Consider the following 24,250-nt stretch of genomic DNA (forward strand, 5'->3'; position numbering starts at 1 on the left):
TCTTACTCCAGCCCGTCCAGCAGCGCGTCGACCTTCTCTTTCGTCAGGTGCTCGTGGTAATGGCCGTTGATGACCATCATCGGCGCTGCAGAGCAGGCCGCCAGGCACTCTTCCTCGCGCTTGAGGTAGACGCGGCCATCGGCCGTCGACTGCCCCAGCTTGCAACCCAGTTTCTTTTCCGCGTGCGCCAACAGATCTTCGGCGCCATTGAGCCAGCAGCTGATGTTGGTGCAGAACGCCACGTTGTGGCGGCCGACGCGTTCGGTCTCGAACATCGAGTAGAAGCTGGCGACCTCGTAGGCCCACACCGGCGGCAGTTCCAGGTACTTGGCCACGCCGACGATCAACTCGTCGGTCAGCCAACCCTGGTTCTGCTCCTGCGCAGCGTGCAGACCCTGCAGCACCGCCGACCGCTTGCGGTCCGGCGGAAACTTGGTCAGCCAATGATCGATGTGCGCACGCGTCTTGTCGCTCAGCACAACCTGCGGATCGACGTCGCGCGCCGCTTCGAAATTACCCGTCGCCTTCATCGGTCAACCTCACCGAAAACCAAATCGTAAGTACCGATCATCGCCACGACGTCGGCCAGCAAATAGCCACGCACCACCGCGTCCATCGACGACAGATGCGCAAAGCCCGGCGCGCGCAGATGCACGCGGAACGGCTTGTTGGCGCCGTCGGACATCAGGTAGCACCCGAACTCGCCCTTGGGCGCTTCGACCGCGCTATAGGTTTCGCCGGCCGGCACGCAATAGCCTTCACTGAACAGCTTGAAGTGATGGATCAGCGCTTCCATGTCGTCCTTCATGCCTTCGCGGCTGGGAGGAGCGACCTTGAAATTGGTGACCATGACCGGACCGGGATTGGCCTTGAGCCACTTCACGCATTGCTTGATGATGCGGTTGGACTCGCGCATCTCGGCCACGCGTACCAGGTAGCGGTCGTAGCAGTCGCCGTTGGTGCCGACCGGGATATCGAAATCCACTGCGTCGTACTTGGCGTAAGGCTGCTTCTTGCGCAGATCCCACTCGATTCCCGAGCCACGCAGCATCGGTCCGGTCATGCCCCAGGCACGCGCCAGATCCGGGCTGATGATGCCGACATCGACGGTGCGCTGCTTCCAGATACGGTTGTCGGTGAGCAGCGTTTCGTATTCGTCCACGCGCGCCGGGAAGGTATTGGTGAACTCCTCCAGGAAGTCCAGCATCGTGCCTTCACGACCGGCGTTACGCTTCTTCAGTGCCCCACCCTTATGCCAACGGGATTCCTTGTACTTGGGCATGAAGTCGGGCAGATCACGATACACGCCACCGGGGCGGTAGTAGGCCGCGTGCATGCGCGCACCGCTGACCGCCTCGTAGACGTCCATCAATTCTTCGCGCTCGCGGAATGCATACAGCATCACCGCCATTGCTCCCAGATCGAGCGCGTTGGAGCCAACCCACATCAGGTGGTTCTTGATGCGGGTGATCTCGTCGAACATGGTGCGGATGTACTGCGCACGCTCGGGCGCCTCGATCCCCATCAGGGATTCGATCGCGCGCACGTAAGCGTGCTCGTTGCACATCATCGACACGTAGTCCAGGCGATCCATGTACGGAACCGACTGGTTGAACGGCTTGGACTCGGCCAGCTTCTCGGTGCCACGGTGCAGCAGGCCGATATGCGGATCGGCACGCACCACGGTCTCGCCGTCCATTTCCAGGATCAGGCGCAACACGCCGTGCGCCGCAGGATGCTGCGGGCCGAAGTTCATCGTGTAATTGCGGATTTCCTGCTTGCTTTCCACAGGATTGCTCGCGAAGGCTTCGGTTGCCTGGCGGAACTCACTCACTTGGCAGTCTCCGACTTGCCCACTTCACCAGCGGCAGTCTCATAACGGGCATCGTCGCGAATCACGCGCGGCACGCCAACGCGCGGCTCGACCGAAGTGACCGGCTCGTACACCACGCGCTTGCGCTCTTCGTCGTAACGCACTTCGACGTTGCCGATCAGCGGGAAATCCTTGCGGAACGGGTGGCCGACGAATCCGTAGTCGGTCAGGATGCGACGCAGATCCGGGTGCCCATCGAACACGATGCCGAACAGGTCGAACGCCTCGCGCTCGAACCAGTTCACGCCCGGCCAGATATCGGTGACCGACGCCACCACCGGCACCTGCTCGTCCGGTGCGTAGCAACGCACGCGCAGACGCTGGTTATGTTGGTAGGAAATCAGTTGCGCGACCACCGCAAAACGCTGCTTGGGCAGCTGCTGCGGCTGGGCACCATCGGAACTTTCCTGGCTGGGGAATTCGCCCCAGGCAAAACGGCCGACGGCCTTGCCTTCGACGCCGCGGCTGAAACCCTGCGATGACACGTCGGCGGTATCCCACTCGTCGCTGCCATAGCCCAGGTAATCAACGCCGCACAGGTCGCTGAGCTGCTCGAAACCGAGCTCATCGCGCAGGGCCAGACAGGTGGCATACCAATCGGCGGCAGCGACTTCCAGCGTCACTTCGCCGCGCGGCAATGCCACGGCGATCTGCGCACCGGCGAAACGTGCCGCAAGTCGGTCAGTGAAGGAAGATGCTTGCTCTGCCATGGGGGCTTGGCTGCTCTCGGTAGGAGAAGACGGGTGTCAGCGTGCGATTGTCTGGGTGCGCCAGATCTTCTTCTGCAGCTGCAGGATGCCGTAGACCAGCGCCTCGGCGGTCGGCGGGCAGCCCGGGACATAGATGTCCACCGGCACGATGCGATCGCAACCGCGCACCACCGAATACGAATAGTGATAGTAGCCGCCGCCATTGGCGCAGCTGCCCATCGAGATGACCCACTTCGGGTCGGGCATCTGGTCGTAGACCTTGCGCAGCGCCGGGGCCATCTTGTTGACCAGCGTGCCGGCCACGATCATCACGTCGGACTGACGCGGCGACGGGCGGAACACCACGCCGTAACGGTCCAGGTCCAGACGCGAGGCGCCGGCGTGCATCATCTCGACCGCACAGCAGGCCAGGCCGAAGGTCATCGGCCACATCGAACCGGTCCGCGCCCAGTTCAGCAGCGCGTCGACGCTGGTGGTCACGTAGCCCTTTTCGAGCAACGGGTTTTCGCCTTCCGGGCGCAGGATGTCTTCCACCCGGCCTTCCGGCATCGGGTTGGTCATCAGACGATCCAGGGTCTGAATCACTCCCATTCCAGCGCTCCCTTCTTCCACACGTAGATAAAGCCGAGGAACAACATGCCGACGAACAGCCCCATGGTGACCAGCGAGCGTGCGCCGATCTCCATGAACACCTGCGTCCACGGCACGATGAAGATGATTTCCAGGTCGAACACGATGAACTGGATCGCGATGAGGTAGTAGCGCACATCGAACTTCATGCGCGCGTCTTCGAAAGCTTCGAAGCCACACTCGTAAGGCGAGAGCTTGCGCGCGTCTGGGGTGCGTGGAGCGAGGAATCGACCGACCAACATCAGCACGATGCCGATACCGGTGGCGACGATCAGAAACAGCAGACTCGGCAAATATTCGGCCAGCACAGCGATTCTCTCTTGCCTCTGCCCGCACGCGCCGCGTGCCGGCATGGGGTATAGGCAGGCCCCGCGCGCGACAAGCGATGCGCAGGAACTGCAGCCAAACAATGGTGCCCAAGAGGGGACTCGAACCCCTACGACCTAAGTCGCTACCACCTCAAGGTAGTGCGTCTACCAATTCCGCCACCTGGGCATACGTTGCGCCGCTGGGCATCCCAGTGCGCAGCGTATTGTAACCGGCTTCAGCGTTTTTGTGCTGGTTCTGAAGCGTTTTCTTCGCCGGCTGCAGGCGCCGGCTGTGCCGGGGCGGACTGCACCGGGGCTGCCGCCGGCGCAGCGGCAGGAGCCGGCTGCGACGGAGCGGTCGGCACGGCACCAGCGGCCGGAGCCTGCGGCAACGGCTGGGTGAGTTCGCCTGCGGCGGCCGGAGCCGGCGTTGCCGACTGCGACATCACGCCCAGGTTCTGGTCCGTTGGACGTGCCCCGTGCGTGGCGTACCACGCCATGAACAGGCTGATGCTGAAGAACACCACGGCCAGCCACTTGGTCGACTTGGACAGGAAGTTCGACGCACCCTGCGAACCGAACACCGTGCCCGACGCGCCGGCACCGAAGCCGGAACCGGCCGCCGCACCCGCACCACGCTGCATCAGGATCAGCGCAATCATCGCCAGCGCGACCAGCACGTAGACCACATTGAGGATCAACATCAGCATTTCGAAATCCGTCCCCGGACAAAACTTAATGGGTTAACAAGCAGCCGCCGCACGTGCAATGGCCAGGAAATCTTCGGCGACCAGTGATGCGCCGCCGACCAGCCCCCCATCGACATCGGGCTGTGCGAACAGCTCGCCGGCGTTGTCGGGCTTGACGCTGCCCCCGTACAGGATGGGCAGACCATCCGCAATTCTAGCATCCGCCTTCGCGACTTCGCCACGCAGGAAGGCATGCACGGCCTGGGCCTGCTCGGGGCTGGCGGTGCGGCCGGTGCCGATCGCCCAGATCGGCTCGTAAGCCAGCACCGCGCGGGCAAAGCCCTCGCTGCCCACCAGGGCCAGGACCGGTTCGAGCTGGGCACGTAGGATTGCCTCAGTCTGACCGGCCTCACGCTGTTCCAGCGATTCGCCCACGCACAGCACCGGGATCAATCCGGCGTGGATGGCAGCGGCAAACTTGCGCGCGACCAGCTCGCTACTCTCCTGATGGTACTGGCGCCGCTCGGAATGACCGACCAGGCCATAGCCGGCGCCCACGTCCACCAACATGGTGGCCGAGACTTCGCCGGTGTAGGCGCCTTTCTCGTTGCTACTGACGTCCTGGGCTCCAAAGGACAGGTGATGTGCCTCGAAATCCTCGATCAGGTCACCGAGGTAAGGCAGTGGTGGCAGGATGACGACATCGACACCCTCCAGGGGCATGTGTGCGGCGACCTTTGCCACCAGTTCGGTGGCAAAGGTGCGGCTGCCATGCAGCTTCCAGTTTCCAGCAACGATCTTTCGACGCATCAGGCGCAGGTTCCTGAGTTGAAGACAGGCGACAGAATAGCCCATGGCCTGTCGGCAACCGGCACACTTCTGTCCGCTGCATGTCCCGTCCCTCCCCCACCAGGAACCCGTCATGTCCGTTTCGCCTGTCTTTGCGCTGATCACCGGTGCCTCCAGCGGCATCGGCCGCGAGATTGCGCGGGCCTATGCCCGGCGCGGGGTGCCGTTGATCCTGACCGCGCGGCGGGTGGACCGGCTGCAGGCGCTGGCGGAGGAATTGCGCAGCGCCGTGCGGGTGGAAGTGCTGCCGGCCGATCTGGCCGACCCTGCCGCGGCAGAGGCACTGGCGACGCAAATCCTGCGCAACGGCTGGACGGTGGGCACCCTGGTCAACAACGCCGGCTACGGTGTGCCGGGCCGCTACCTGCACAACGACTGGGCCACGCATGCGCGCTTTCTGCAGGTGATGGTGGGCGCAGTGTGCGAACTGACCTGGCGGCTGTTGCCGATGATTCGTGCCAGCGGCCAGGGCCGCATTCTCAACGTCGCCTCGTTCGCGGCACTGACACCCAGTGCCGATGGGCAGACGCTATACGCGGCCAGCAAGAGTTTCATGCTGCGCTTCAGCGAATCGCTGGCGCTGGAAAACGCCGATTGCGGCGTCAAGGTCTGTGCCCTGTGCCCCGGCTTTGCATGGTCGGAATTCCACGATGTCACCGGCACGCGCGAGGCGATGTCCACCCTGCCCGGCTGGGCCTGGCTGCAGGCCGATGACGTGGCCGAGTACGGCATCCAGGCGCTGGAGCGCGGCCAGGTGCTGGCGGTGCCGGGCTGGCGCTATCGGCTGGTCCATGCGGCGCTGCGCCTGCTGCCGCATGCGCTTGCCCTGCGGCTGATGGCACGCGGCTCGCACCGGGTGCGGCCGCTGGAGTGAGGCGGCTATGGACGGTCGGCGGAAGGCATCGCATCTGTGCAGGTGCCCGCGTGCCGGGCTTCGACGTGCAGCGGCTGGGCAAAGCGCGATGACCGCGCAAGCGCGCAGTTGATGAACATGCAAGCGCTCGAACACGGGCTTATCGCATGCCGCAGCGCCCCCGACTCATGCATGCCCGGCGAACGACGGCAGGAGACCCGTCGCTCTCAGCGATTGACGATCTCGCCATGCATGGCTGCCAGCCGCGCGAGCAGGCGATTTTGCGTGCGGCGCGGGATCTTTTGCTGATCCATCGCCCAGTTCAGGTCTTCAACCAGTGCGTTGAAGTCGCCTTCGCGGATGGCCAGGTGCGCGTGCGCCTGCTGCATCGACTTGGCCGTGTCCGGGCAGGGGCCGTCGGCGACGTGGCAGAACTTCTGCACCAGGCGTGCATTGAGCATGACGATGTTGACGCGGGCGAACTTGTCGACGATGCGCTGGTCGTCGGCGATACGCGAGAGCATGGTTTCTACCAGCGCTTCGATGCCGGCTTGCCCGCCGAGCTCGTCGTAGAGTGTCTGGCGCGGTTGCGTGCTGGCGCAGGCGCTCGTCAGGCCCAGCACGCACAGCAGGCACCAGCGCAGCCATAGGCTCATCAGAACGCCACCTGCAAAGAGAGATAAGGACCACGCTGGTCGGCCAGCGTGGCGACATTGCCCAGATCGGCCCAGGCGGCAGTCAGCGAAACGTGCTTGCCGGGGAACCAGGCGACGAACACATCTACCCACGCCTGCTCGCGCGCGAAGCGCAGGTTATTCGGTTTGTCGCGATATTCCACGCCCACCGCCCAGGATGGCGACAGCACGACGGCGGCACTGGCCTCGGGCACCAGACGATAGCGGTTACGCCGGTCGCCGCCGAAACCGAGCAAGCCGGTCTGGTTGGCGCGGGTGGCGCGCACCGTGCCGTTGAGCAGCAGCTGGTACCCGCCAGCGCCCTGCAGCAACAAGCGGCTTGCACTGAGATAGACGTCCGTGCCGTGATCGTCGCGCGCACCGATCGCCAACGGCAAGGTCCCGTCGCGCAAGCGCTTGTACTGCACGCCCAGGCTGACTTGCGGTGCATGCCCGTAGACAAGGTCGCCGGCCAGTCGCACCTTGGCACCGAACACGTCCTGGCCGAGCGCATTCCACGGCAAGCCGAGCCGGTCCTGCAGCGCGCCCAGATCCAGACGCTGGCGCGCAAGCGACAGCTCCAGCCGATTACCGACCGTAAGCGCCGCGCCCTGCACATCGAGGCGGTAATCGCCGCTATCCACATGCGTGGCGAACAGCACGGTGCCCAACTCATCGCGCGTGCCGTAACCCGACAACGTGGCCCATGGCACGATGCCGCCACCGCTGCTGCCTTCGATCATCGACACGCCACCGGTGGCGAGCAGGCGCCCGTCGCCAGCCATTGCCTTCAATGGCGCGAGCGTACCGGCAACAACGGTCACGATGAGGGCGACACGCAGACACGCGCTCATCGCTGCATGCCTGCATGGGCTGCCGAGGGCATGCCCAGTTGGCGCATGCACCACGCCACCAGCGGGGCCTCTTCCAGTGGCGGCGCGTACAGGTAGCCCTGCACCATGTCGCAGCCATAGCCGCGCAGCAGGCCCAGGGCCGTGGTGTTTTCGACGCCTTCGGCGATCACGCTCAGGCCAAGGTTGTGGCCCAGGTCGATCGTGCTGCGCACGATGAATGCATCGTCGGTGCCTTCGGCCAGCTGCATCACGAAGCTCTTGTCGATCTTCAATTCGTTCACCGGCATGCGCTTGAGTTGGGCCAACGAGGAATAGCCGGTGCCGAAGTCGTCGATGGACAGACGCACGCCCACGCCACGCAGCTGATGCAGCATGTGCAGCGCAGATTCGACATCGCGCATCAACGCGCTTTCGGTCAACTCCAAAGTGACCGACTGCGCCGGCACGGCGTGCTGCTCCAGCCGCGCACGCACGTAGTCGGGCAGACCCGGATCGGACAGATCCAGGGCCGACAGGTTGATCGCCATGCCCAGCTCCAGGCCTTGCGCGCGCCAGTGCGCCTGGCAGCGCAGTGCCTCGTCCAGCACGAAGCGGGTCAACGGGTGGATCACGCCGGAATGCTCGGCCAGCGGAATGAATTCGTCCGGGCCGACCGGGCCCAGCGTCGGGTGATGCCAGCGCACCAGCACTTCGACCTGTTCGACACGGTCGGTCCGCAGGCAGATCTTGGGCTGGAAGCGCAAGGTCAACTCGTTGCCGCCGATGGCCTGGCGCAGATCGCCGGTGAGCCGCAGCCGGCGCAGATGCTGCTCGTCCTGGCCCATGCGGTAGACGCTGGCGCCGATGGTGGTCACATCTCCCACCTGGCGCCGTGCGATATCGGCGCGACGCAGCAAGGTGTCCGGGTCGGCACCATGCTCGGGAATCAGCGCGATGCCGATGCTGGCTTCAAGCTGGATGCGTGCCTGCGGCAAGGCCAGCGGGCGGCGCAATTGCAGCAGCAGCCGTTGTGCGTCCAGCTGCACGCTGTTCGCATCGGCCTGCGCCACCACCACCATGAACTCGTCGCTACCCAGGCGCCCGACCAGGTTTGGCGCGTGCACCACATCGGCAAGCCGCCGCCCGGCTTCGACCAGCACCTGGTCGGCAAAATCATGGCCCAGGCTGTCGTTGAGCTCCTTGAAACGCTCCAGATCCAGGATCAGCACGGCCGCGGTGCCACCGGAAGCGACGGTGTGTTCGACCACCTCCTTCAACCGCTCCAGCAGCCACAAACGATTAGGCAAGCCGGTGAGTGCGTCGTGCCGCGCCTGATGCAGGATGTGCTGCTCACGGCTGGCGATCTGCTGCTGCATCCGCCCGAAGCTGTCGGCCAGCTCGGCCAGCTCGCGGCCCGGCGGCACGTCCACTGCCGTCTGGTAATCGCCACGCTGGATGCGCCGGGCGGCCTGCACCAGTTGCGCCACCGGCTTGCTGACGCTACGCGCCAGAAAGATCGCCACGCCCAGGGCCGCAGCCGTGGCCAGACCGGCCAGCAACAGGATGCGCAACTTGAGAATGCGATACGGCGCGATCGCCCGGTCCAGCGACGCCTGCAAGGCCACCCGCACATGGCTGTCGCCCTGGATCGGTTGCAGCTTGACCAGGTAGCGCGACTGGCCCAGCGTCAGCGCAATCGCTGCGGCCTGGGTGCGCTCGGCGATGGGCAACTGCTGCGCAAATTCGGCACGCGCGGGCGGCTCCAACGTCGACGCGAGCACGTGCACAGGCGGGCCGTCGGTAAAGAACGTGGCATCCAACCCGGTGGTCGTGCGGAAATCCTGGGCCAGGCCCTCGCCGGATTCGTTGCCGATCGCAATCCAGCCGACGCGACTCGGCGCCAGCACCTGGACCACGGCCAGCCGCACGATCTGCTGATTCAGTGCAACCACCCCCACCGCACGACCATCGCGCTGCGCCTGCTGCAACAGGGCCTGCACCGCGCGCAATTGCTCGGCCTGGGGCAGATCGGCCAGGCCGGTCAAAAATTCGCCATCCGGCGAGAGCAGCATCGCAGTCTGCGCGGACATGCGCGCGGCATGATTGCGTAGCGCCGACTGCATGGTGGGCACATCGCCGCTGGCCACCGCAGCACGAAAGCCGAAATCATCGGCCAGCACCGAGGCCGATTGCAGCAGTTGTTCGTCGCGGCGCAGGTTGATGCGCTGCCAGACGCGCTCGCCGATCTGCAGTTCTTCGCCCAGCTGTGCCTTGACGCTGCGGTCGGTTGCCAGCTGCACCGCAATGAAGGTCAGTGCCTGGGTGGCCAGCACAACCAGCACCAGCAAGACCGCGATGCGGGTATGCAGTCGCATCGCCCTCATGGGTGAGTCTTCTTCGGCTCGGCGCGGCGAAATTTATCCTGCAGCGCGCGGACGCGCGCATCCGGCGGCGCCACCACCGGTGCCGCGCCCGTGGTCTGCACGGTGATGCGGCGCTGCACCGGGTCGCGCGCGACGACCAGCGGCTCGGTCACTGCAGCGCCCTTGATGCGGGGATGCCACACGCGCAGCGTGTAGTTGCCGGCGGGCGCATCGAGCTGCACGCGCCCGTCGCTGCCGGTCTTGCCGAAATACGGGGTCTCCAGCACCACGATATAGCCCAGCATCCAGTCGTGGATATTGCAGCCCACCGTCACCAGACCGGCTTGATCGAAGCGCACCGGCGCGGCCGTGGTGCCCTGGAACAGCGGCAGTTCAAAGCGTTTGGCCGGCGAGAACGAATACACCTGATGGCGGATCTGATCGTTGTTCGGAAACCGCACCGACGTGCCGGTGCGCACCGCCAGCACCGCAGGCACGAACTGCGAATTGACCTGGTCCATCTCCATGGTCTTGCCGGCACTGGCCGCGGCGGGCCGCGGCAACTCCAGGCTGACCACCGCATCGACCAGGACGCCATTGGCATCGGCCACCGCCACGCTCACCGGCGCTGCTGCCAGCGGCGCTGCCACGCCGCAGAGCGCAAGCAAGCCCGGCGCCCCCATGTGTTTGATCCCCTGCATCCGCATGCGCCCCCCCCCCCCTGACCGTGCAATCGGCAGCGGGCGCCAGGCGAGTCCGACGTCGCGCTAGCGATCAGACTGGATTATCGGCGCGGGTGAACGCAAGCTTTAACCAGACGCGAGCACAATTTTATGAACAAAACTGTGGTCGCTGTCATGGCCAATATTGCGAGCGCGACTACGGGCTGTGCGCACTGCCTGCCGCCCAAGTGCGGCGCGACCATTGCCACGCACAGCGCCAGCGGCGACCAAACCGCTTACTTCAGCTTGATCTCGCGCAGACGCTCTTCCAGGAAGCCGTGCGCAGTGATCGGCTCGGGATACCGGCTCGGGTTGTCGGCACTGATGCACGAGGGCAACACGTCGATCAAAAAATCCGGGTTGGGGTGCAGGAAGAACGGCACCGAATAGCGCGGCTTGCGCGCGGCCTCGCCGGGCGGATTGACCACGCGATGGATCGTGGATGGATACACGTGGTTGGTCAGGCGCTGCAGCATGTCGCCGATATTGACCACGATGGTGTCGGCGTCGGCGGTGAACGGCACCCACTCGCCATCGTTGGAACGTACTTCCAGCCCGGCAGCACTGGCACCGACCAGCAAGGTGATGAAGTTGATGTCGCCATGCGCACCGGCGCGCACGTTCGGGATGTCGTCGCTGGTGATCGGCGGGTAGTGGATCGGCCGCAGGATCGAATTGCCGTTGTTGGTCTTGTCGACGAAATAGTCCTGCGGCAGACCGATATGCAGTGCCAGCGCGGAGAGCACGCGCGAGCCGAGTTGATCCAGCTGCTGGTACAGCTGATAGCCACGCTCACGGAAATCCGGCACTTCCTCCGGCCACAGGTTCGGCGGCATCACCGCGCGATACGGCGAGTCGTCCGGAATCTCGCGACCGATATGCCAGAACTCCTTCAGGTCGAAGTGCTTGGAATCCTTGGCGGTTTCCACACCGAAGGCGGTATAACCGCGTGCGCCGCCGCTGCCCGGCACGTGATAGCGCCGCTTCACCTCCTCGGGCAAGGCAAAAAACGCCTTGAACACTTCGTAGGCGGCATCGATGTCGGCCTGCGCGATGCCGTGATTGCGGATGCCGGCAAAGCCCCACTGCCGATAGGCTGCGCCGAGTTCGGCGACGAAGGCGTCGCGGTCGCTGTCGAAGCGGGTGATGTCCAGGGTGGGAATGCGGGCGCTCATACGGGTGTCTGCAATGGAAGTTTGAAAAGGTCGAGAGAGCCTGCGGCTCAGATCAGCAGGCGATACAACAGGTAGAACGTCGCGGCCTTGGCCACGATCACGCAGACGCCAATGATCAGCGACTCACGCCGCGTCACGCACCGCACCTGAGAGTCGGTCGAGCGTGTCCTGCATCAGGCCGGCGTCGTCGGCTTCCACGGTCACGCGCACCACCGGCTCGGTACCGGACGGACGCAGGAACGCACGCCCCCGGCCCTGCACGGCCGCCTGCGCCTGCTGCAGCGCCTGCTGCACGCTCGCCGCCTCGACGATGGCCTTTGCCGCGCCGCCGCCCAGACGCACGTTGACCGTCTTTTGCGGCACCTTGGTCAGGTCGCGCAAGGCCTCGCGCAGGCTGTGGCCATCGCGGCTGAGGGCTTCGAGCACCTGCAGCGCACTGACGATGCCGTCGCCGGTGCTCGCGCGGTCCAGGCACAGCAGATGGCCGGAGGTTTCTCCACCCAGCGTGCCGCCGCCTTCGACCAGCGCCTGATGCACATAACGGTCACCCACCTTGGCGCGCTGGAACGGGATGCGCAGCGCCGCCAGCGCCGGCTCCAGCCCGTAATTGGTCATCAAGGTGCCGACCACGGTGCCGGTGAGCCGGCCGCTGGCCTGCCAGGACCGCGCAAGCACATACAGCAGGTCGTCGCCATCGACCGGGTTGCCCTGGTCGTCGGCCATCAGCACGCGGTCGCCGTCGCCGTCGAAGGCGATGCCCAGCTGCGCCCCGCTCTCGCGCACCTTGGCGGCAAGATTGTCGATATGCGTGGAGCCGACGCCGTCGTTGATGTTGAGCCCGTCCGGCGCTGCACCGATCACCACCACCTCGGCGCCGAGCTCGCGAAACAGCATCGGGGCAATGTGATAGGTGGCGCCATGCGCGCAGTCCAGCACCATCTTCAGGCCCAGCAGGGTGAAGCCGCGCGCCACGCTGGCCTTGCAGAACTCGATATAGCGGCCGATCGCATCGCGGGTGCGGATCGCCTTACCCAGGCGCTCGGATTCCACGGTATGGAACGGCTCGTCGAGTGCGGCTTCGATGGCCGCCTCGGTCGCGTCGTCGAGCTTTTCGCCTTCGGCAGAGAAGAACTTGATGCCGTTGTCGTAATGGGGATTGTGCGAGGCGCTGATCACCACGCCGGCATCGGCACGCAAGGTGCTGGTCAGAAACGCGATGGCCGGCGTCGGCATCGGGCCGATCATCTGCACATCGGCGCCTGCCGCCACCAGGCCGGCTTCCAGCGCCGCTTCGAACATGTAGCCGGAAATGCGCGTGTCCTTGCCGATCAACACCAACGGCCGCTTGCTGCGGCCCTGCGTCAGCACGCGCCCGAGCGCATTGCCCAGACGCAGCACGAAATCGGCCGAGATCACGCCCTGCCCGACCCGACCGCGAATGCCGTCGGTGCCGAAATATTTGCGGGCGCTCATGCGACGTCGGCGTCCTGCGGACGCGGCTGACGCATCATCATCGCGCTCAGCTCGGCAATGCGGTCACGCATCTGGCGGCGGTCGCAGATCTGGTCGATGGCGCCGTGGTCGAGCAGGAACTCCGAACGCTGGAAACCTTCAGGCAGGGTCTCGCGCACGGTCTGCTCGATCACGCGCGGGCCGGCGAAACCGATCAGCGCATGCGGCTCGGCGATGTTGATGTCGCCCAGCATTGCGAACGAGGCCGACACGCCACCGGTGGTGGGATGGGTCAGCACCGAGATGTACGGCAGGCCGGCTTCGCGCAGGCGCCCGAGCGCCGCGGAGGTCTTGGCCATCTGCATCAGCGAGAACAGCCCTTCCTGCATGCGCGCACCGCCGCTGGCGGAGAAGCACACGAACGGGCAGCCCACTTCCAGCGCCACTTCGGCAGCGCGTGCAAAACGCTCGCCGACCACCGATCCCATCGAGCCGCCCATGAAGGCGAAGTCGAAGGCGGCGGCGACCAGCGGGTTGCCCTTGAGCGTGCCGCGCATGGCGATCAGCGCGTCGTATTCGCCGCTGGCCTTCTGGCTGGCCTTGATGCGCTCACCGTAGCGCTTCTGGTCCTTGAACTTGAGCACGTCGACCGGGCCAAGTTGGGCGGCGATCTCGGTGGTTGCGGTGTCCGGGTCGAACAGCGAGTTCAGACGCGCGCGCGCGCGGATCGCCATGTGGTGGTCGCACTTCGGGCACACCTCGAGGTTTTCCTCGAGTTCCGGGCCGTATAGTGCGCTACCGCAGTTGCTGCACTTTTCCCACAGCCCCTCGGGGACGCTGCGCTTCTTGGCCGGGGTGTTCTCGGTGCGGATGCCGGAGGGCATCAATTTGCTGAGCCAGCTCATTCGATTTCGTAAAAAGCACCCCTACGGGGCGACAGTACTCAGTGTACCAGTCCGATACCCGACGCTTTCGTACGCCCGAGTATCGAGACATCATCAAGAAAATTAAACAGGCAGCCGCCAGTCGGTAAGAACTTCCATGAGGAACGCGATTGTGATAATGGGAAAATCGGCACCGAGAGTTTTATATGGTGCGCTACAGCAGTCATGCCCCAAATCAGGTACGTATAGCCACAAATGGAATAGCCCCTATAGACAAACGTGAACAAGGATCGATCATGAAAATCCCAGCATGCCTTGCAGCCCTCTTACTCCTGGTCTCCGTTGTCGGTAGCAGCCAGGCTCAGGTAAAAATGTGCGGAAGCGAGACCAGCGCACAGCTTCCGAGCAAGACAACGTCGCACATCAATCCAGATGGCTCGATGACAATACGGGTACCTACTGGGTGGTTCATGTTTACCCAGGAAAAAGGTGTCTGGGCAATCAGCCCGACTGCCGTCCTGACCTGCGCATGTCCTGGAGGGTCTGGATGCAGTCCCACATTGCTTCCCAATGGGCAGACTTTTTGTGCGATGAGCTCAGACTGCACCCAGTGCAATCGCGGCGGAAGCACCGCGATGTATCCGGTTCCGCAAGATCAAATCGGCGTGACTTTCGCCAGCGTCGATGAAGTCAAACGCTTGCCACGGGTCGATCCACGCTTTTTGTCGATCCCCGATGTCAGAAAGGATCTACTTGCATTCAAAAAGGCCCTTGGCATTCCGGTAGAGGCTAGCGGGCGCGATGCCGTGTGGATCCGCCTATACGGTTATGTCGCACCAATGGACGTTCCCGATGGCTATCAGATCCCTATGACTGGCTCTGCGACTGAAAACATGGCGCTCGGCTTGCTGGTAAGCCAATCTATTCGGGTTCCTTCGGCTGCAGTGAAATGCAGTTGCAGCAGCGGAGGAAGTTGCAAGCTTGAATCCAATTTCGGGGTCAAGGTATGCAACGCAGCCGCATGCGCGACCTGCAGCATGACTTACTGATCGCGGGACAGATCAGCGGTCCAATTCCCGGCGCAATGGGACCAGAAAGGCTTCGGCGCCTTCGCGGGCACTGCGGACGTCGTCTGCGTCGGCCAGGGCAGCGACCAGGGCGCTGCCTACCACCACGCCGTCGGCATCCACGGCCATGGCCTTGGCGCTGGCGGCGTCCTTGATGCCGAAGCCGGCCACCACTGGCGCACCGGCACGTTGCCGCAGCTGGCGCAGGCGGTCGCTGGCGGCATGGGTGTCGAGCAGGTTGGAGGCGCCGGTGACGCCAGCAAAGCTGACGTAGTAGAGGTAGCCCTGCGCCGTGCTGCACAACATGTCCAGGCGCTGCTCGCTGGTGGTCGGCGATGCCAGCGCAATCAGCGCCAGCCCGACCTCGCTGAAGATGTGGCGGGTTTCGTCCGCCTCTTCCGGCGGCAGGTCGACCAGCAACAGACCGTCAACGCCCGCCGCGACGGCGGCTTCGGCGAACCGGCGCGTGCCGTGGATTTCGATCGGGTTGAGATAGCCCATCAGCACCACCGGGGTGGTGGCATCTTCGCGGCGGAATTCGTGCACCGCTTCCAGCACATAGGCCAGGCCGGCACCGCGTGCCAGCGCGCGCTCGGAGCTGCGCTGGATGGTAGGACCGTCGGCCATGGGGTCGGAGAACGGCACGCCCAGCTCGATGACGTCGGCACCGGCGCGCACCAGCGCGTGCATCACCGGGACGGTGGCTTCCAGCGATGGGTCGCCGGCGGTGATGAAGGGGATCAGTGCCTTGCGCCCATTGGCACGCAGCTCGGCGAAGCGGGAATCGATACGACGCATGAAATCACTCGAACAAGGGAGGGAAGCCAGCCGCCATGGAAGCTCAGGTGGCAAAGAAATACCGCATCAGCGCAAAGCACAGTGCAAACAGGTAGCCGTAGGAAAATCGATCGATGCGGAACACCGGGTCGCCGCGCCGCGCTCGCCACGCACCAAGCGCGGCCATCAGCCCACCGGCGACCAGTGGCGCGATCACTACCGCTGCCAGTCGCGCACCGTGGGTCGCCGTGAGGTGCTGCGGCAGCAGCCAGAGACTGACACCGCCAAGCAGTGCACCCAGGATTGCGTAGCCCACTGCCGCCAGCCCTGGCGAGGGCCTGCGCTCCAACGACTCGGCGACAGAGTGCAGGCCCAGTTCGATCAGCATCTCGGCCAAGGCCTGCAGCAGCACCTCGGCTACCAACTGGATGATTCCTTCGAGCATCGCTGCGTCCCTGCATCCGGATAGAGCGTTAGCCGCAACCACGCTTAGAGCGCGATTCCCTCGCGCGCGGCGATGGTGTGCACGTCCTTGTCGCCACGCCCGGACAGGTTGCACAACACCAGCGCATCCTTGGGCAGCTCGCGCGCCAGCTTGATCGACTGCGCCACCGCATGGCTGGACTCCAGCGCTGCCAGAATGCCCTCGGTGTGCGCCAGCAGGTGGAAGGCGGCCATCGCCTCGTCGTCGGTGATGCCCTGATACACCGCGCGGCCGCTGTCGGACAGGAACGAATGCTCCGGACCCACGCCGGGGTAATCCAGGCCGGCGGAGATCGAGTGGGTTTCGGTGATCTGGCCGTCGTCGTCGCAGATCACGTAGGTGCGGTTGCCGTGCAGCACGCCGGGGCGCCCGGCGGCGATCGATGCCGCGTGGCGGCCGGTGGCGATGCCGTCGCCGGCCGCTTCGGCGCCGTAGATCTTCACGCCGGGGTCGTTGAGGAAGGCATGGTACAGGCCGATGGCATTACTGCCGCCGCCCACGCAGGCGCTGATCGCATCCGGCAGCCGGCCGTAGTCCTGCAGCATCTGCTCGCGCGCTTCGCGCCCGACGATGGCATTGAAGTCGCGCACCATGCGCGGATACGGGTCGGGGCCGGCAACGGTACCGATGATGTAGAAGGTATCGCGCACGTTGGTCACCCAGTCGCGCATCGCTTCGTTGAGCGCGTCCTTGAGCGTGGCCGAACCGGAGGTCACCGGAATCACCGTCGCGCCCAGCAGCTTCATGCGGTAGACGTTGATCTTCTGCCGCTCGATATCGGTGGCGCCCATGTAGACCACGCATTCCAGGCCCAGGCGCGCTGCGACCGTGGCGCTGGCCACGCCATGCTGGCCGGCGCCGGTCTCGGCGATGATGCGGGTCTTACCCATGCGGCTGGCCAGCAGCGCCTGGCCAATGGTGTTGTTGATCTTGTGCGCGCCGGTGTGGTTCAGGTCTTCGCGCTTGAGCAGGATCTGTGCCCCGCCCACTTCGCGACTGAGCCGCTCGGCGTGATAGATCGGGCTGGGCCGGCCGACGTAATGCTTGAGGTCCTTGTCGTATTCGGCGATGAAGCTCGGATCCTGACGCGCCTGGTCATAGGCAGCGGACAGCTCCTGCAATGGACCGATCAGGGTCTCGGCGACAAAGCGGCCGCCGAACTTGCCGAAATGGCCGGCAGCATCCGGATAGGCGTAAAAGTCACTGATGGGCTGGGCCGACATGGGAATCCTCTGCAACGGTGCGGTCATACGCGAGGCCGTCACTCTACCCCAGCCCGGGGCGGCGATAAATCGATAAGATTGCTGCAACCTGTGATCTGAGCTCACACATGAGCAGTCCACTCCCACCATTGGCGGCCTTGCGCGCCTTCGAAGCCGCCGCACGCCTGCAGAGCGTCAGCCGCGCGGCGCAGGAGCTGCACGTGACCCATGGCGCCATCAGCCGCCACGTCCGTGCGCTGGAACACGCCCTGGGTGCGGCCCTGTTTGTCCGCCAGGGCCGCGGCCTGGTATTGACCGCTGCCGGCGCGCGCTTGCGCGATGCCACCGGGGAAGGGTTCGCCCTGATTGCCGACACCTGGGCCGGTCTGCGACGCCCGGCCACCGAGGCGCCATTGGTGCTGGGCTGCTCCGGCAGCCTGCTTGCCCGCTGGGTCATCCCGCGCCTGGGCCAGTTGCAACACGACCTTCCGGACATGCGCCTGCACCTGTCGGCCAACGAACAACCGCCCGGCGCGGATCTGGATGGCCTGGACGCGGCCTTGTTGCTGGACACCCCACCCTGGCCCGGCAACTGGCAGGTGCATGACCTGGGCGTGGAATGGATCGGGCCGGTGCTCAGCCCGCACCTTGCCTCGGCCTTGCGGCTCGCTGGCAACCGCCCGGCCGCCCTGCTCGATCACGCCGTGCTGCACACCCGTTCGCGCCCACAGGCGTGGCCGGAATGGGCCCAGGCCCACGGCCTGGCGCCCGACGCGTTGCGGCTGGGAACCGAGTTCGAACACCTGGTCTATCTGCTGGAGGCGGCCGCTGCGGGCCTGGGCATCGCGATCGCCCCGCAGGCCCTGGTCGCGGCCGATCTGGCAGCCGGGCGCCTGCTGGCGCCCTGGGGATTTACCGCCACCCGCGGCCGTTGGGTGCTATGCGCCGCAAAGCGCAACCCGGACCCACGCATCGCCCAGCTGGCGGATTGGCTAGGCAGCGCCCTGGCAAACGATCAGCGCACCTCGCCGGCCATGCATGCCGCAGCCACCTGAGCGGCATCGCTGGCGGCCGTCGCACGACCGCAGCGCCAGCACGGCTGATTACGACCATGCACCGACGGCACGATTACCAGACGCAAGACCATGCACCGATGTCGCTACCAAGAAGGTGCAGAACGAGACGTCTGAGCTTCGCAAGCGAAGGCATGCAGTCACTAACTGAATCGTTCTAGCGGGTAGGCCCCACCTCGGCGCAGCCGGCACACCAACAACGCGGGGCCCGCAGCTGCCGACGGATCGAAGTCAGAAACCTGCCAGCGCGCAAACGCGTAGGTCTGCCCATCAACAAATCGCCTCAACCCACCGCTGTTACGAATCCCGAATCCCGACTCCCGAATCCCGCCCTCACCCCATCTCGTGACAATCGGCGCGGCGCACCTCTTCGACAAACTTGCGCATCTTGTGGCCATCCTTGATGCCGGGCGCAAGTTCCACACCACTGGAGACATCCACGCCCCAGGGCAGCGTCGCGACGATCGCGTCGAACACATTGTCGGCGGTGATGCCGCCGGCAAGAAGAAATGGGCGGTGCAAGCCGGTGGGGAGTCGCGACCAGTCGAAGGTCTTGCCGGTACCGCCGCCAGCGCCAGGTGCATGGCTATCGAACAGGAAACCGGCCGTATTGGGATAGGCCAGCTGCAGCGTGCGTGCATTGGCGTCTTCGCCGTTCACGCCGGCGCTGCCCATCGGCACGGCCTTCAGATACGGCAGGTTGAAACTGCGGCAGAACGCGTCGTCTTCCTCGCCGTGGAACTGCAGCAGGGTCGGGCGCACGGTACGCACCACCTCACGCACTTCTTCCTTGGAATTGTTGCGGAACAGGGCCACCACATCGACCATCGGCGCGGTGGCCTGGCGCATGGCGCGCGCCTCGGCCGGCGCCACGCGGCGCGGGCTGCCGTGGGCAAAGATGAAACCTACCGCGTCCACACCCAGCTCCCCGGCCAGTCGGATGTCACCGGCGCGGGTCATGCCACAGAACTTGATACGGGTGCGGTACAGCGATCGATTCATTGGGTCACCTCGGCGGGCAGAAGCCACTCTGCAGGATACAGAGGCCCGATAAACACCAGACCTTGTGGCGGCGCTGTCGGCCCGGCAACCGTGCGGTCGCGCCCGGCGAGCAACGTCGCGATCCAGTCGGCCGGCTGTTCGCCGGTTCCGACCAACATCAGCGAGCCCACAATATTCCGCACCATGTGATGAAGGAATGCATTGGCCTGCACCTGCACCTCCACCACTTCGCCGATGCGCTGCACGCTGATTGCCTGCAGGTTGCGACGCGCATGCAAGGCCTGGCATTGCACGCTGCGAAACGCGCTGAAGTCGTTTTCGCCCAGCAAGGCCTGGGCGGCAGCATGCATGGCCTGGGCATCGAGCGGCCGACGTTCCCAGCTCAGCGTCTGCCGATACAGTGCCGGGCGGATCTGACGATTCAGCAGGCGGTAGCGATACCGCCGGGCGCGCGCGGAAAAGCGCGCATGGAAGTCGTCGGCAACGGGCACGCACCAGCGCACCGCGATCGAAGCCGGCAGCCGCGCCGTGGTGCCCAGCATCCAGCCACGCGGCTGACGTCGCGCATCGCTGTCGAAGTGCACCACCTGGCATTCGCCATGCACGCCGGCGTCGGTTCGCCCTGCGCAGACCACCTGGATCGGGGCATCGGCCACCGACGACAGCGCCGTCTGCAGGCTGGCCTGCACGCTCGGCCCGCCATGCTCGCCCAGTTGCTGCCAGCCCTGAAACTCGCTGCCGTCATATTCCACGCCCAGCGCGTAACGCATCGGTACCTGCCCTATGAATGAATCGATGAAACCGAACACCGGTCATGCCGACACCGCCATCGCAGGCAGGTGCCAGCACAGCCCGGCTATGCGGAGAAGGTGAAGTGTACGAGCAGCGTTGTCCGATAGCATCGGCCGATGGCGAGCCGCGGTAGCACGCGGCTCACACAGGCGCGCGGTCAGTCGCTTGACGCGATCGTGCGCTCGGACCACACGGCCAGCGTGGCGCCACCGGGCTCGCGGAAGTGGAACCGGCTGCCACCCGGAAAGCCGAAGACCGGCTTGACGATCTCGCCGCCGGCGGCGCGCACCCGATCGAGCATCGGCGCCAGGTCGTCGGCATACAGCACGACCAGGGGGCCGCCTTCTGCCGGAGCGGGCGTGCCGGCGCGGTAGAAGCCGCCATCCAGGCGGCCGTCGTTGAAGGCCAGGTAGTCCGGCCCGTAGGCCTGGAACTGCCAGCCGAACACGGTTTCGAAGAAGGCCCGGCTGGCATCGGGATCGGTGGATGCGAACTCCACGTAGTCGATCCGTCGCTCACGCACCGCAAGGCTGTCCATGGCCGGGCTCATGCCAGGCGTTCCAGCAGTTCGGCGGCTTCGGCGCGGGTGGCATCATCGCCGGTGGCCGCGACTTCCAGCAGCAGGCCGCGCGCCGTGTCCTTGTCGCCCAGGTCCATGTACGCCACCGCCAGCTCCAGGCGGTCACGGCCTGCGGAGGCGACTTCCCTGCGGCCCACCGCGCCGGGTGCGGCCGCTGCCAGCGGAGTCGCAGGGGCCGGAACGACATCCTGAGCCGCGCGGTCGACGTCGAAGCCGTCCTGGACGCCATCGTGCGCAGCCGACGCTGCCGCGGATGGTACGCCGAGGTCGGGCGCGCGCTCCGCGTGCACGGGCTGGACAGGCTCGGCCTGCTCGGGCGCCTGCGACGCGTCAGACGGGAACGGGGCATCGGTGGCCTGGAACGCGGCTGCCGGTGGCGACGATGCCGCCGGGGTTGCACGCAGCGAACGCCACTCGTCGCTGTTGACCACCGGCGGCGGCGCTGGCTCGGACAGCAGCGGCTCGCGCCGCAGCACCTCCGACAACGGCGGCTGCACGTCATGGGTGCGCTCGTCTTCGCGCAGGTCGACCTGTTCGAATTCGGTTTCGTGCACCACATCGCGCTCGCTCGGCTCGGTGGCGTGCACCTCGTCCTGCGGCTCGCCGCCATCGGCCGGCGCGACCGGTGGCACGAAGTCGAACTGGCGCCGCGGCAACGGCGGCAACGGCGAGGGCTTGCGGCGACGCGCGGCCAGCCACGCGACAACCGCGGCCACGATCAGCACCAGCCCACCGATCAGCCACAGCGGGAAGCCGCCACCTTGCGGTGCTGCCTGCGGCGCCTCGGCAAGGCGCTTCTGCGCGGCGGCCAGGTCGGTGTCCTTCATCGCGATCAAGGCTTGCTGCTGCTGCTTGAGCTTTTCCAGATCGGCCACGCGTGAGCGCAGGTCCTGCAATTCCGCATCGCGGGTGGCGATGTCTTCCTTGGCCTGTTGCAACTGTTGGTTGGCCGCCATCTCGCCCTCGCCTTCGGCACTGGTGCCGGACGTAGCGCCGGCGGTGTTGGTCTGACTCGCCACTGCCGGGGCGATTTCGAGCCGCGCGCCGGCACCGGGTGCGGTGGACGCGGGCGGGGCCGGGGCTGTTGCGGCCGCGGCACCGGCATCGGCCGGTTGCGGAATGGCCGACCGCGCCTGACGCCACTGGGCAGCCTGCTCGCGCACCATCACGGTGGCTTCGGCGGCACCGACCTGCGCCAGCGCGTCTTCCTGCGGGGTGCGCAGCACTGCGCCCTGCTTCAGTCGGTTGATGTTGCCGTTGACGAAGGCATCGGGATTGGTGCGCAGCAGCGCCAGCATGGTCTGGTCCAGCGAATGCCCGCTGGAACGCGCCAGGCGCGCCGCGATCTCCGACAAGGTCTGGCCCGAGCGCACGGCCGGCAGCGCATCGCCGGTCTGCGATGCTGCGGCGGTTGCCGGGGCGGGCCGTGAGGGCGCCGCAGCGGCGCTGGGGGCGCCCTGCGCAGCGCGTTCGACCGCCGCCTGCGCAGCCGCCGGCTCACGGGCGATGGTATTGCTGGCGCCGGCGCGCGGCGCCTCGATGGCGGGCTCGGCGATCGCGGCAGCGGTGTTGGGCGCATCGACCAGGGCGGCGTACTCGCGCACCAACCGGCCCTGACCCCACTCCACTTCGATCAGGAAGTTGATCGCCGGTTGATCCACCGGCTGACTGCTGGTCACCCGGATCACCGCCCGCCCGCGCGCATCCTGCGCGAACTGGAACTGCAGACTGCTGACCAGACCCTGCGGCCGCTCCAGTCCAACGCGCGCGAAGGTGGTGGCCGACGCCAGTGCCACGCGGGCGTTGTCGAGCTCGCCCGGCTCGTTGGAGATGACCGGAATTTCGGCCACCAACGGCTGCCCGGGCTTGGACAGCACCCGGATATCGCCAAGCCCCAATGCCATGGCTGCGCCACTGCAGGCCATCAGCAGCAACGCACCCAACCCGTGTATCGGACGCATCGCGCCCCTGCCCCTATGTTTCATGGGCATCAATATAGCCGCTGGATGAGCGAAAAAGTCGGCGACCCCGTGCAGAGCGCACAAGCCGTCGCAATGCGACATCCATGCGTCAGGTCATCGGTAGGAGCGCGCTTGTGCGCGATGGGGCTTCACCGGGAAAGCCCCATCGCGCGCAAGCGCGCTCCTACGCAGCCGACGGATCAGCCTTCCTGGGCGACCAGTTCGGCCAGCTGCACCGCGTTGAGTGCAGCGCCCTTGCGGATGTTGTCCGAGACGATCCACAGGTTCAGGCCACGCGGGTGCGAGAAGTCTTCGCGGATGCGGCCGACGAACACCGCGTCCTTGCCGGAGGCATGCGTCACCGGGGTCGGGTAGCCGCCAGGCTTGCGCTCGTCCACCACTTCCACGCCCGGCGATGCGGCCAGCAGGGCACGCGCCTGCTCGACGGTGATCTTGTCGCGGGTTTCGATCGCCACCGCTTCGGAGTGGCCGTAGAACACCGGCACGCGCACTGCCGTCGGGTTCACCTGGATGCTGTCGTCGCCGAGGATCTTGCGGGTCTCCCAGACCAGCTTCATCTCTTCCTTGGTGTAGCCGTTGTCCTGGAAGTCGTCGATGTGCGGGATCAGGTTGAAGGCGATCTGCACCGGAAAGCGCTGCGGGTCGATGTCCTGGAAGCTCAGCAGCTCGCTGGTCTGCTTGCCCAGTTCTTCCATCGCCGAACGCCCGCCACCGGAGACCGACTGGTAGGTCGCCACGTTGATGCGCTCGATACCGTACGCACGGTGGATCGGGCCCAGCGCCACCAGCATCTGCATGGTCGAGCAATTGGGGTTGGCCACGATGCCGCGCGGGCGCTGCTTGAGCGCTTCCGGGTTCACTTCGGAGACCACCAGCGGCACGTCGTCGTCGTAACGGAAGGCGGAGGAATTATCGATCACCACCGCACCGGCCGCAGCGAACTTGGGGCCGTACTCCTTGGACACGCTGCCGCCTGCGGAGAACAGCGCGATGTCCACGCCGGTGGGGTCGAATTCGGCCAGGTCCAGCACATCGACCTTGCCGCCGTTGAATTCCACCTGCCCGCCGGCCGAACGCGACGACGCCAGCGCATACAGGGTGGCGACCGGGAAATTGCGCTCGGCCAGGATGCTCAGCATGGTCTCGCCGACAGCGCCGGTGGCGCCCACGACCGCGACGTTGAAACGACGGTTTTCGTTGCTCATGAGTTTGTCTTTATCGAAAAGGGGAAAGAGGAAGCACTGCGCGCTGGGTTCGGGGAACCTCCAAAGCTGGC

25 protein-coding genes and 1 tRNA gene are annotated in these 24,250 nt (G+C 65.8%); 3 read left to right on the forward strand and 23 right to left on the reverse strand.

What is annotated here, in order from left to right; all coding sequences use genetic code 11:
• Positions 1–2: 2 nt before the first annotated feature.
• The 8 genes from nuoE to tpiA all read right to left on the reverse strand — a co-directional run bounded on the left by nuoE (position 3) and on the right by tpiA (position 5,020).
• The gene (gene nuoE, locus RZV17_RS12990) at positions 3–530 is read right to left on the reverse strand and encodes an NADH-quinone oxidoreductase subunit NuoE (protein ID WP_003485548.1); all 528 of its coding nucleotides are present in this window, start codon (positions 528–530) and stop codon (positions 3–5) included.
• Positions 527–1,834, reverse strand: coding sequence for an NADH-quinone oxidoreductase subunit D (locus RZV17_RS12995; RefSeq protein WP_047693168.1), 1,308 nt, complete (start codon positions 1,832–1,834; stop codon positions 527–529). The genes nuoE and RZV17_RS12995 overlap by 4 nt, the downstream gene beginning before the upstream one ends.
• Positions 1,831–2,583 carry an NADH-quinone oxidoreductase subunit C gene (locus RZV17_RS13000; RefSeq protein ID WP_166751404.1) on the reverse strand — a complete coding sequence of 251 codons (753 nt, stop codon included), beginning with the start codon at positions 2,581–2,583 and terminating at the stop codon, positions 1,831–1,833. The genes RZV17_RS12995 and RZV17_RS13000 overlap by 4 nt, the downstream gene beginning before the upstream one ends.
• A 36-nt stretch (positions 2,584–2,619) precedes the next feature.
• The gene (locus RZV17_RS13005; protein ID WP_010371165.1) at positions 2,620–3,174 is read right to left on the reverse strand and encodes an NADH-quinone oxidoreductase subunit B family protein; all 555 of its coding nucleotides are present in this window, start codon (positions 3,172–3,174) and stop codon (positions 2,620–2,622) included.
• Complete coding sequence (locus RZV17_RS13010; RefSeq protein ID WP_047693170.1) at positions 3,165–3,521, reverse strand: NADH-quinone oxidoreductase subunit A; 357 nt, start codon at positions 3,519–3,521, stop codon at positions 3,165–3,167. The genes RZV17_RS13005 and RZV17_RS13010 overlap by 10 nt, the downstream gene beginning before the upstream one ends.
• A gap of 102 nt (positions 3,522–3,623) precedes the next feature.
• Positions 3,624–3,708 (reverse strand) — tRNA-Leu (locus RZV17_RS13015).
• A 49-nt stretch (positions 3,709–3,757) separates the two neighbouring features.
• Positions 3,758–4,231, reverse strand: a complete 474-nt coding sequence (gene secG, locus RZV17_RS13020) for a preprotein translocase subunit SecG (RefSeq protein ID WP_047693171.1) — start codon at positions 4,229–4,231, stop codon at positions 3,758–3,760.
• Between the two features lie 33 nt (positions 4,232–4,264).
• Positions 4,265–5,020: a triose-phosphate isomerase gene (gene tpiA, locus RZV17_RS13025; RefSeq protein ID WP_047693172.1), complete on the reverse strand. Its 756-nt coding sequence runs from the start codon at positions 5,018–5,020 to the stop codon at positions 4,265–4,267.
• Between the two features lie 112 nt (positions 5,021–5,132).
• Here tpiA and RZV17_RS13030 point away from each other — a divergent pair, with 112 nt between their 5' ends.
• Complete coding sequence (locus tag RZV17_RS13030) at positions 5,133–5,933, forward strand: SDR family oxidoreductase (protein ID WP_166745171.1); 801 nt, start codon at positions 5,133–5,135, stop codon at positions 5,931–5,933.
• Positions 5,934–6,139: 206 nt separating this feature from the next.
• On the opposite strand, the gene RZV17_RS13035 is transcribed toward RZV17_RS13030, so the two are convergent.
• The 7 genes from RZV17_RS13035 to accD form a co-directional block, all read right to left on the reverse strand.
• A complete protein-coding gene (locus tag RZV17_RS13035) occupies positions 6,140–6,568 on the reverse strand; it encodes a group 1 truncated hemoglobin (protein ID WP_184375193.1) in 429 nt (142 codons plus the stop codon).
• Positions 6,568–7,440: a DUF3034 family protein gene (locus tag RZV17_RS13040; protein WP_355603986.1), complete on the reverse strand. Its 873-nt coding sequence runs from the start codon at positions 7,438–7,440 to the stop codon at positions 6,568–6,570. The genes RZV17_RS13035 and RZV17_RS13040 overlap by 1 nt, the downstream gene beginning before the upstream one ends.
• Entirely contained in the window at positions 7,437–9,803 is a 2,367-nt protein-coding gene (locus tag RZV17_RS13045; RefSeq protein WP_355603989.1) for an EAL domain-containing protein, read from the reverse strand. Before RZV17_RS13045 ends, RZV17_RS13040 begins: the two co-directional genes overlap by 4 nt.
• Positions 9,800–10,483 carry a methylamine utilization protein gene (locus RZV17_RS13050; RefSeq protein ID WP_355603992.1) on the reverse strand — a complete coding sequence of 228 codons (684 nt, stop codon included), beginning with the start codon at positions 10,481–10,483 and terminating at the stop codon, positions 9,800–9,802. Before RZV17_RS13050 ends, RZV17_RS13045 begins: the two co-directional genes overlap by 4 nt.
• A 257-nt stretch (positions 10,484–10,740) precedes the next feature.
• The gene (locus RZV17_RS13055; protein WP_104580475.1) at positions 10,741–11,679 is read right to left on the reverse strand and encodes an isopenicillin N synthase family oxygenase; all 939 of its coding nucleotides are present in this window, start codon (positions 11,677–11,679) and stop codon (positions 10,741–10,743) included.
• 123 nt (positions 11,680–11,802) lie between these two features.
• The gene (gene glmM, locus RZV17_RS13060) at positions 11,803–13,152 is read right to left on the reverse strand and encodes a phosphoglucosamine mutase (RefSeq protein ID WP_355603995.1); all 1,350 of its coding nucleotides are present in this window, start codon (positions 13,150–13,152) and stop codon (positions 11,803–11,805) included.
• Entirely contained in the window at positions 13,149–14,036 is an 888-nt protein-coding gene (gene accD, locus RZV17_RS13065) for an acetyl-CoA carboxylase, carboxyltransferase subunit beta (RefSeq protein ID WP_047693180.1), read from the reverse strand. Before accD ends, glmM begins: the two co-directional genes overlap by 4 nt.
• 275 nt (positions 14,037–14,311) lie before the next feature.
• Between accD and RZV17_RS13070 the strand changes: the two genes are divergently transcribed.
• Positions 14,312–15,064 carry a hypothetical protein gene (locus tag RZV17_RS13070; protein ID WP_355603998.1) on the forward strand — a complete coding sequence of 251 codons (753 nt, stop codon included), beginning with the start codon at positions 14,312–14,314 and terminating at the stop codon, positions 15,062–15,064.
• A 12-nt stretch (positions 15,065–15,076) separates the two neighbouring features.
• Here RZV17_RS13070 and trpA read toward each other — a convergent pair whose 3' ends face one another.
• From trpA to trpB, 3 genes are read right to left on the reverse strand one after another with little or no spacing between them, the layout of a single operon-like run.
• Positions 15,077–15,880, reverse strand: a complete 804-nt coding sequence (trpA, locus tag RZV17_RS13075; RefSeq protein ID WP_355604001.1) for a tryptophan synthase subunit alpha — start codon at positions 15,878–15,880, stop codon at positions 15,077–15,079.
• Between the two features lie 43 nt (positions 15,881–15,923).
• A complete protein-coding gene (locus tag RZV17_RS13080) occupies positions 15,924–16,304 on the reverse strand; it encodes a hypothetical protein (protein WP_355604004.1) in 381 nt (126 codons plus the stop codon).
• 44 nt (positions 16,305–16,348) lie between these two features.
• Positions 16,349–17,566 carry a tryptophan synthase subunit beta gene (trpB, locus tag RZV17_RS13085; protein WP_355604007.1) on the reverse strand — a complete coding sequence of 406 codons (1,218 nt, stop codon included), beginning with the start codon at positions 17,564–17,566 and terminating at the stop codon, positions 16,349–16,351.
• A gap of 107 nt (positions 17,567–17,673) precedes the next feature.
• Between trpB and RZV17_RS13090 the strand changes: the two genes are divergently transcribed.
• Positions 17,674–18,600 (forward strand): LysR family transcriptional regulator, encoded by a 927-nt coding sequence (locus RZV17_RS13090; protein WP_355604010.1) that lies wholly within the window; start codon positions 17,674–17,676, stop codon positions 18,598–18,600.
• A 351-nt stretch (positions 18,601–18,951) separates the two neighbouring features.
• Here RZV17_RS13090 and RZV17_RS13095 read toward each other — a convergent pair whose 3' ends face one another.
• The 5 genes from RZV17_RS13095 to RZV17_RS13115 all read right to left on the reverse strand — a co-directional run bounded on the left by RZV17_RS13095 (position 18,952) and on the right by RZV17_RS13115 (position 24,179).
• Positions 18,952–19,620 carry a phosphoribosylanthranilate isomerase gene (locus tag RZV17_RS13095; RefSeq protein WP_047693184.1) on the reverse strand — a complete coding sequence of 223 codons (669 nt, stop codon included), beginning with the start codon at positions 19,618–19,620 and terminating at the stop codon, positions 18,952–18,954.
• Positions 19,617–20,390 (reverse strand): tRNA pseudouridine(38-40) synthase TruA, encoded by a 774-nt coding sequence (gene truA, locus RZV17_RS13100; RefSeq protein WP_104580481.1) that lies wholly within the window; start codon positions 20,388–20,390, stop codon positions 19,617–19,619. The genes RZV17_RS13095 and truA overlap by 4 nt, the downstream gene beginning before the upstream one ends.
• Positions 20,391–20,569: 179 nt before the next feature.
• Positions 20,570–20,962: a VOC family protein gene (locus tag RZV17_RS13105; RefSeq protein WP_184385068.1), complete on the reverse strand. Its 393-nt coding sequence runs from the start codon at positions 20,960–20,962 to the stop codon at positions 20,570–20,572.
• Complete coding sequence (locus RZV17_RS13110) at positions 20,959–22,926, reverse strand: FimV/HubP family polar landmark protein (protein ID WP_355609359.1); 1,968 nt, start codon at positions 22,924–22,926, stop codon at positions 20,959–20,961. Before RZV17_RS13110 ends, RZV17_RS13105 begins: the two co-directional genes overlap by 4 nt.
• Before the next feature lie 227 nt (positions 22,927–23,153).
• Complete coding sequence (locus RZV17_RS13115) at positions 23,154–24,179, reverse strand: aspartate-semialdehyde dehydrogenase (protein WP_039566622.1); 1,026 nt, start codon at positions 24,177–24,179, stop codon at positions 23,154–23,156.
• Positions 24,180–24,250 lie beyond the last annotated feature (71 nt).

The sequence above is a fragment of the Xanthomonas cannabis genome (assembly GCF_040616535.1).
Lineage (GTDB): Bacteria > Pseudomonadota > Gammaproteobacteria > Xanthomonadales > Xanthomonadaceae > Xanthomonas > Xanthomonas cannabis.

What these genes read in the sequence shown, in the direction of transcription:
- RZV17_RS13050 (WP_355603992.1), bottom strand. Translation starts at nt 10,483, where the DNA reads ATGCAGGGGATCAAACACATGGGGGCGCCGGGCTTGCTTGCGCTCTGC.
- nuoE (WP_003485548.1), bottom strand. Translation starts at nt 530, where the DNA reads ATGAAGGCGACGGGTAATTTCGAAGCGGCGCGCGACGTCGATCCGCAG.
- RZV17_RS13070 (WP_355603998.1), top strand. Translation starts at nt 14,312, where the DNA reads ATGAAAATCCCAGCATGCCTTGCAGCCCTCTTACTCCTGGTCTCCGTT.
- accD (WP_047693180.1), bottom strand. Translation starts at nt 14,036, where the DNA reads ATGAGCTGGCTCAGCAAATTGATGCCCTCCGGCATCCGCACCGAGAAC.
- RZV17_RS13040 (WP_355603986.1), bottom strand. Translation starts at nt 7,440, where the DNA reads ATGAGCGCGTGTCTGCGTGTCGCCCTCATCGTGACCGTTGTTGCCGGT.
- trpB (WP_355604007.1), bottom strand. Translation starts at nt 17,566, where the DNA reads ATGTCGGCCCAGCCCATCAGTGACTTTTACGCCTATCCGGATGCTGCC.
- RZV17_RS13115 (WP_039566622.1), bottom strand. Translation starts at nt 24,179, where the DNA reads ATGAGCAACGAAAACCGTCGTTTCAACGTCGCGGTCGTGGGCGCCACC.
- truA (WP_104580481.1), bottom strand. Translation starts at nt 20,390, where the DNA reads ATGCGTTACGCGCTGGGCGTGGAATATGACGGCAGCGAGTTTCAGGGC.
- RZV17_RS13105 (WP_184385068.1), bottom strand. Translation starts at nt 20,962, where the DNA reads ATGAGCCCGGCCATGGACAGCCTTGCGGTGCGTGAGCGACGGATCGAC.
- RZV17_RS13005 (WP_010371165.1), bottom strand. Translation starts at nt 3,174, where the DNA reads ATGGGAGTGATTCAGACCCTGGATCGTCTGATGACCAACCCGATGCCG.
- trpA (WP_355604001.1), bottom strand. Translation starts at nt 15,880, where the DNA reads ATGCGTCGTATCGATTCCCGCTTCGCCGAGCTGCGTGCCAATGGGCGC.
- tpiA (WP_047693172.1), bottom strand. Translation starts at nt 5,020, where the DNA reads ATGCGTCGAAAGATCGTTGCTGGAAACTGGAAGCTGCATGGCAGCCGC.
- RZV17_RS13055 (WP_104580475.1), bottom strand. Translation starts at nt 11,679, where the DNA reads ATGAGCGCCCGCATTCCCACCCTGGACATCACCCGCTTCGACAGCGAC.
- RZV17_RS13095 (WP_047693184.1), bottom strand. Translation starts at nt 19,620, where the DNA reads ATGAATCGATCGCTGTACCGCACCCGTATCAAGTTCTGTGGCATGACC.
- glmM (WP_355603995.1), bottom strand. Translation starts at nt 13,152, where the DNA reads ATGAGCGCCCGCAAATATTTCGGCACCGACGGCATTCGCGGTCGGGTC.
- RZV17_RS13000 (WP_166751404.1), bottom strand. Translation starts at nt 2,583, where the DNA reads ATGGCAGAGCAAGCATCTTCCTTCACTGACCGACTTGCGGCACGTTTC.
- RZV17_RS13045 (WP_355603989.1), bottom strand. Translation starts at nt 9,803, where the DNA reads ATGAGGGCGATGCGACTGCATACCCGCATCGCGGTCTTGCTGGTGCTG.
- RZV17_RS13030 (WP_166745171.1), top strand. Translation starts at nt 5,133, where the DNA reads ATGTCCGTTTCGCCTGTCTTTGCGCTGATCACCGGTGCCTCCAGCGGC.
- RZV17_RS13035 (WP_184375193.1), bottom strand. Translation starts at nt 6,568, where the DNA reads ATGAGCCTATGGCTGCGCTGGTGCCTGCTGTGCGTGCTGGGCCTGACG.
- RZV17_RS13080 (WP_355604004.1), bottom strand. Translation starts at nt 16,304, where the DNA reads ATGCTCGAAGGAATCATCCAGTTGGTAGCCGAGGTGCTGCTGCAGGCC.
- RZV17_RS13090 (WP_355604010.1), top strand. Translation starts at nt 17,674, where the DNA reads ATGAGCAGTCCACTCCCACCATTGGCGGCCTTGCGCGCCTTCGAAGCC.
- secG (WP_047693171.1), bottom strand. Translation starts at nt 4,231, where the DNA reads ATGCTGATGTTGATCCTCAATGTGGTCTACGTGCTGGTCGCGCTGGCG.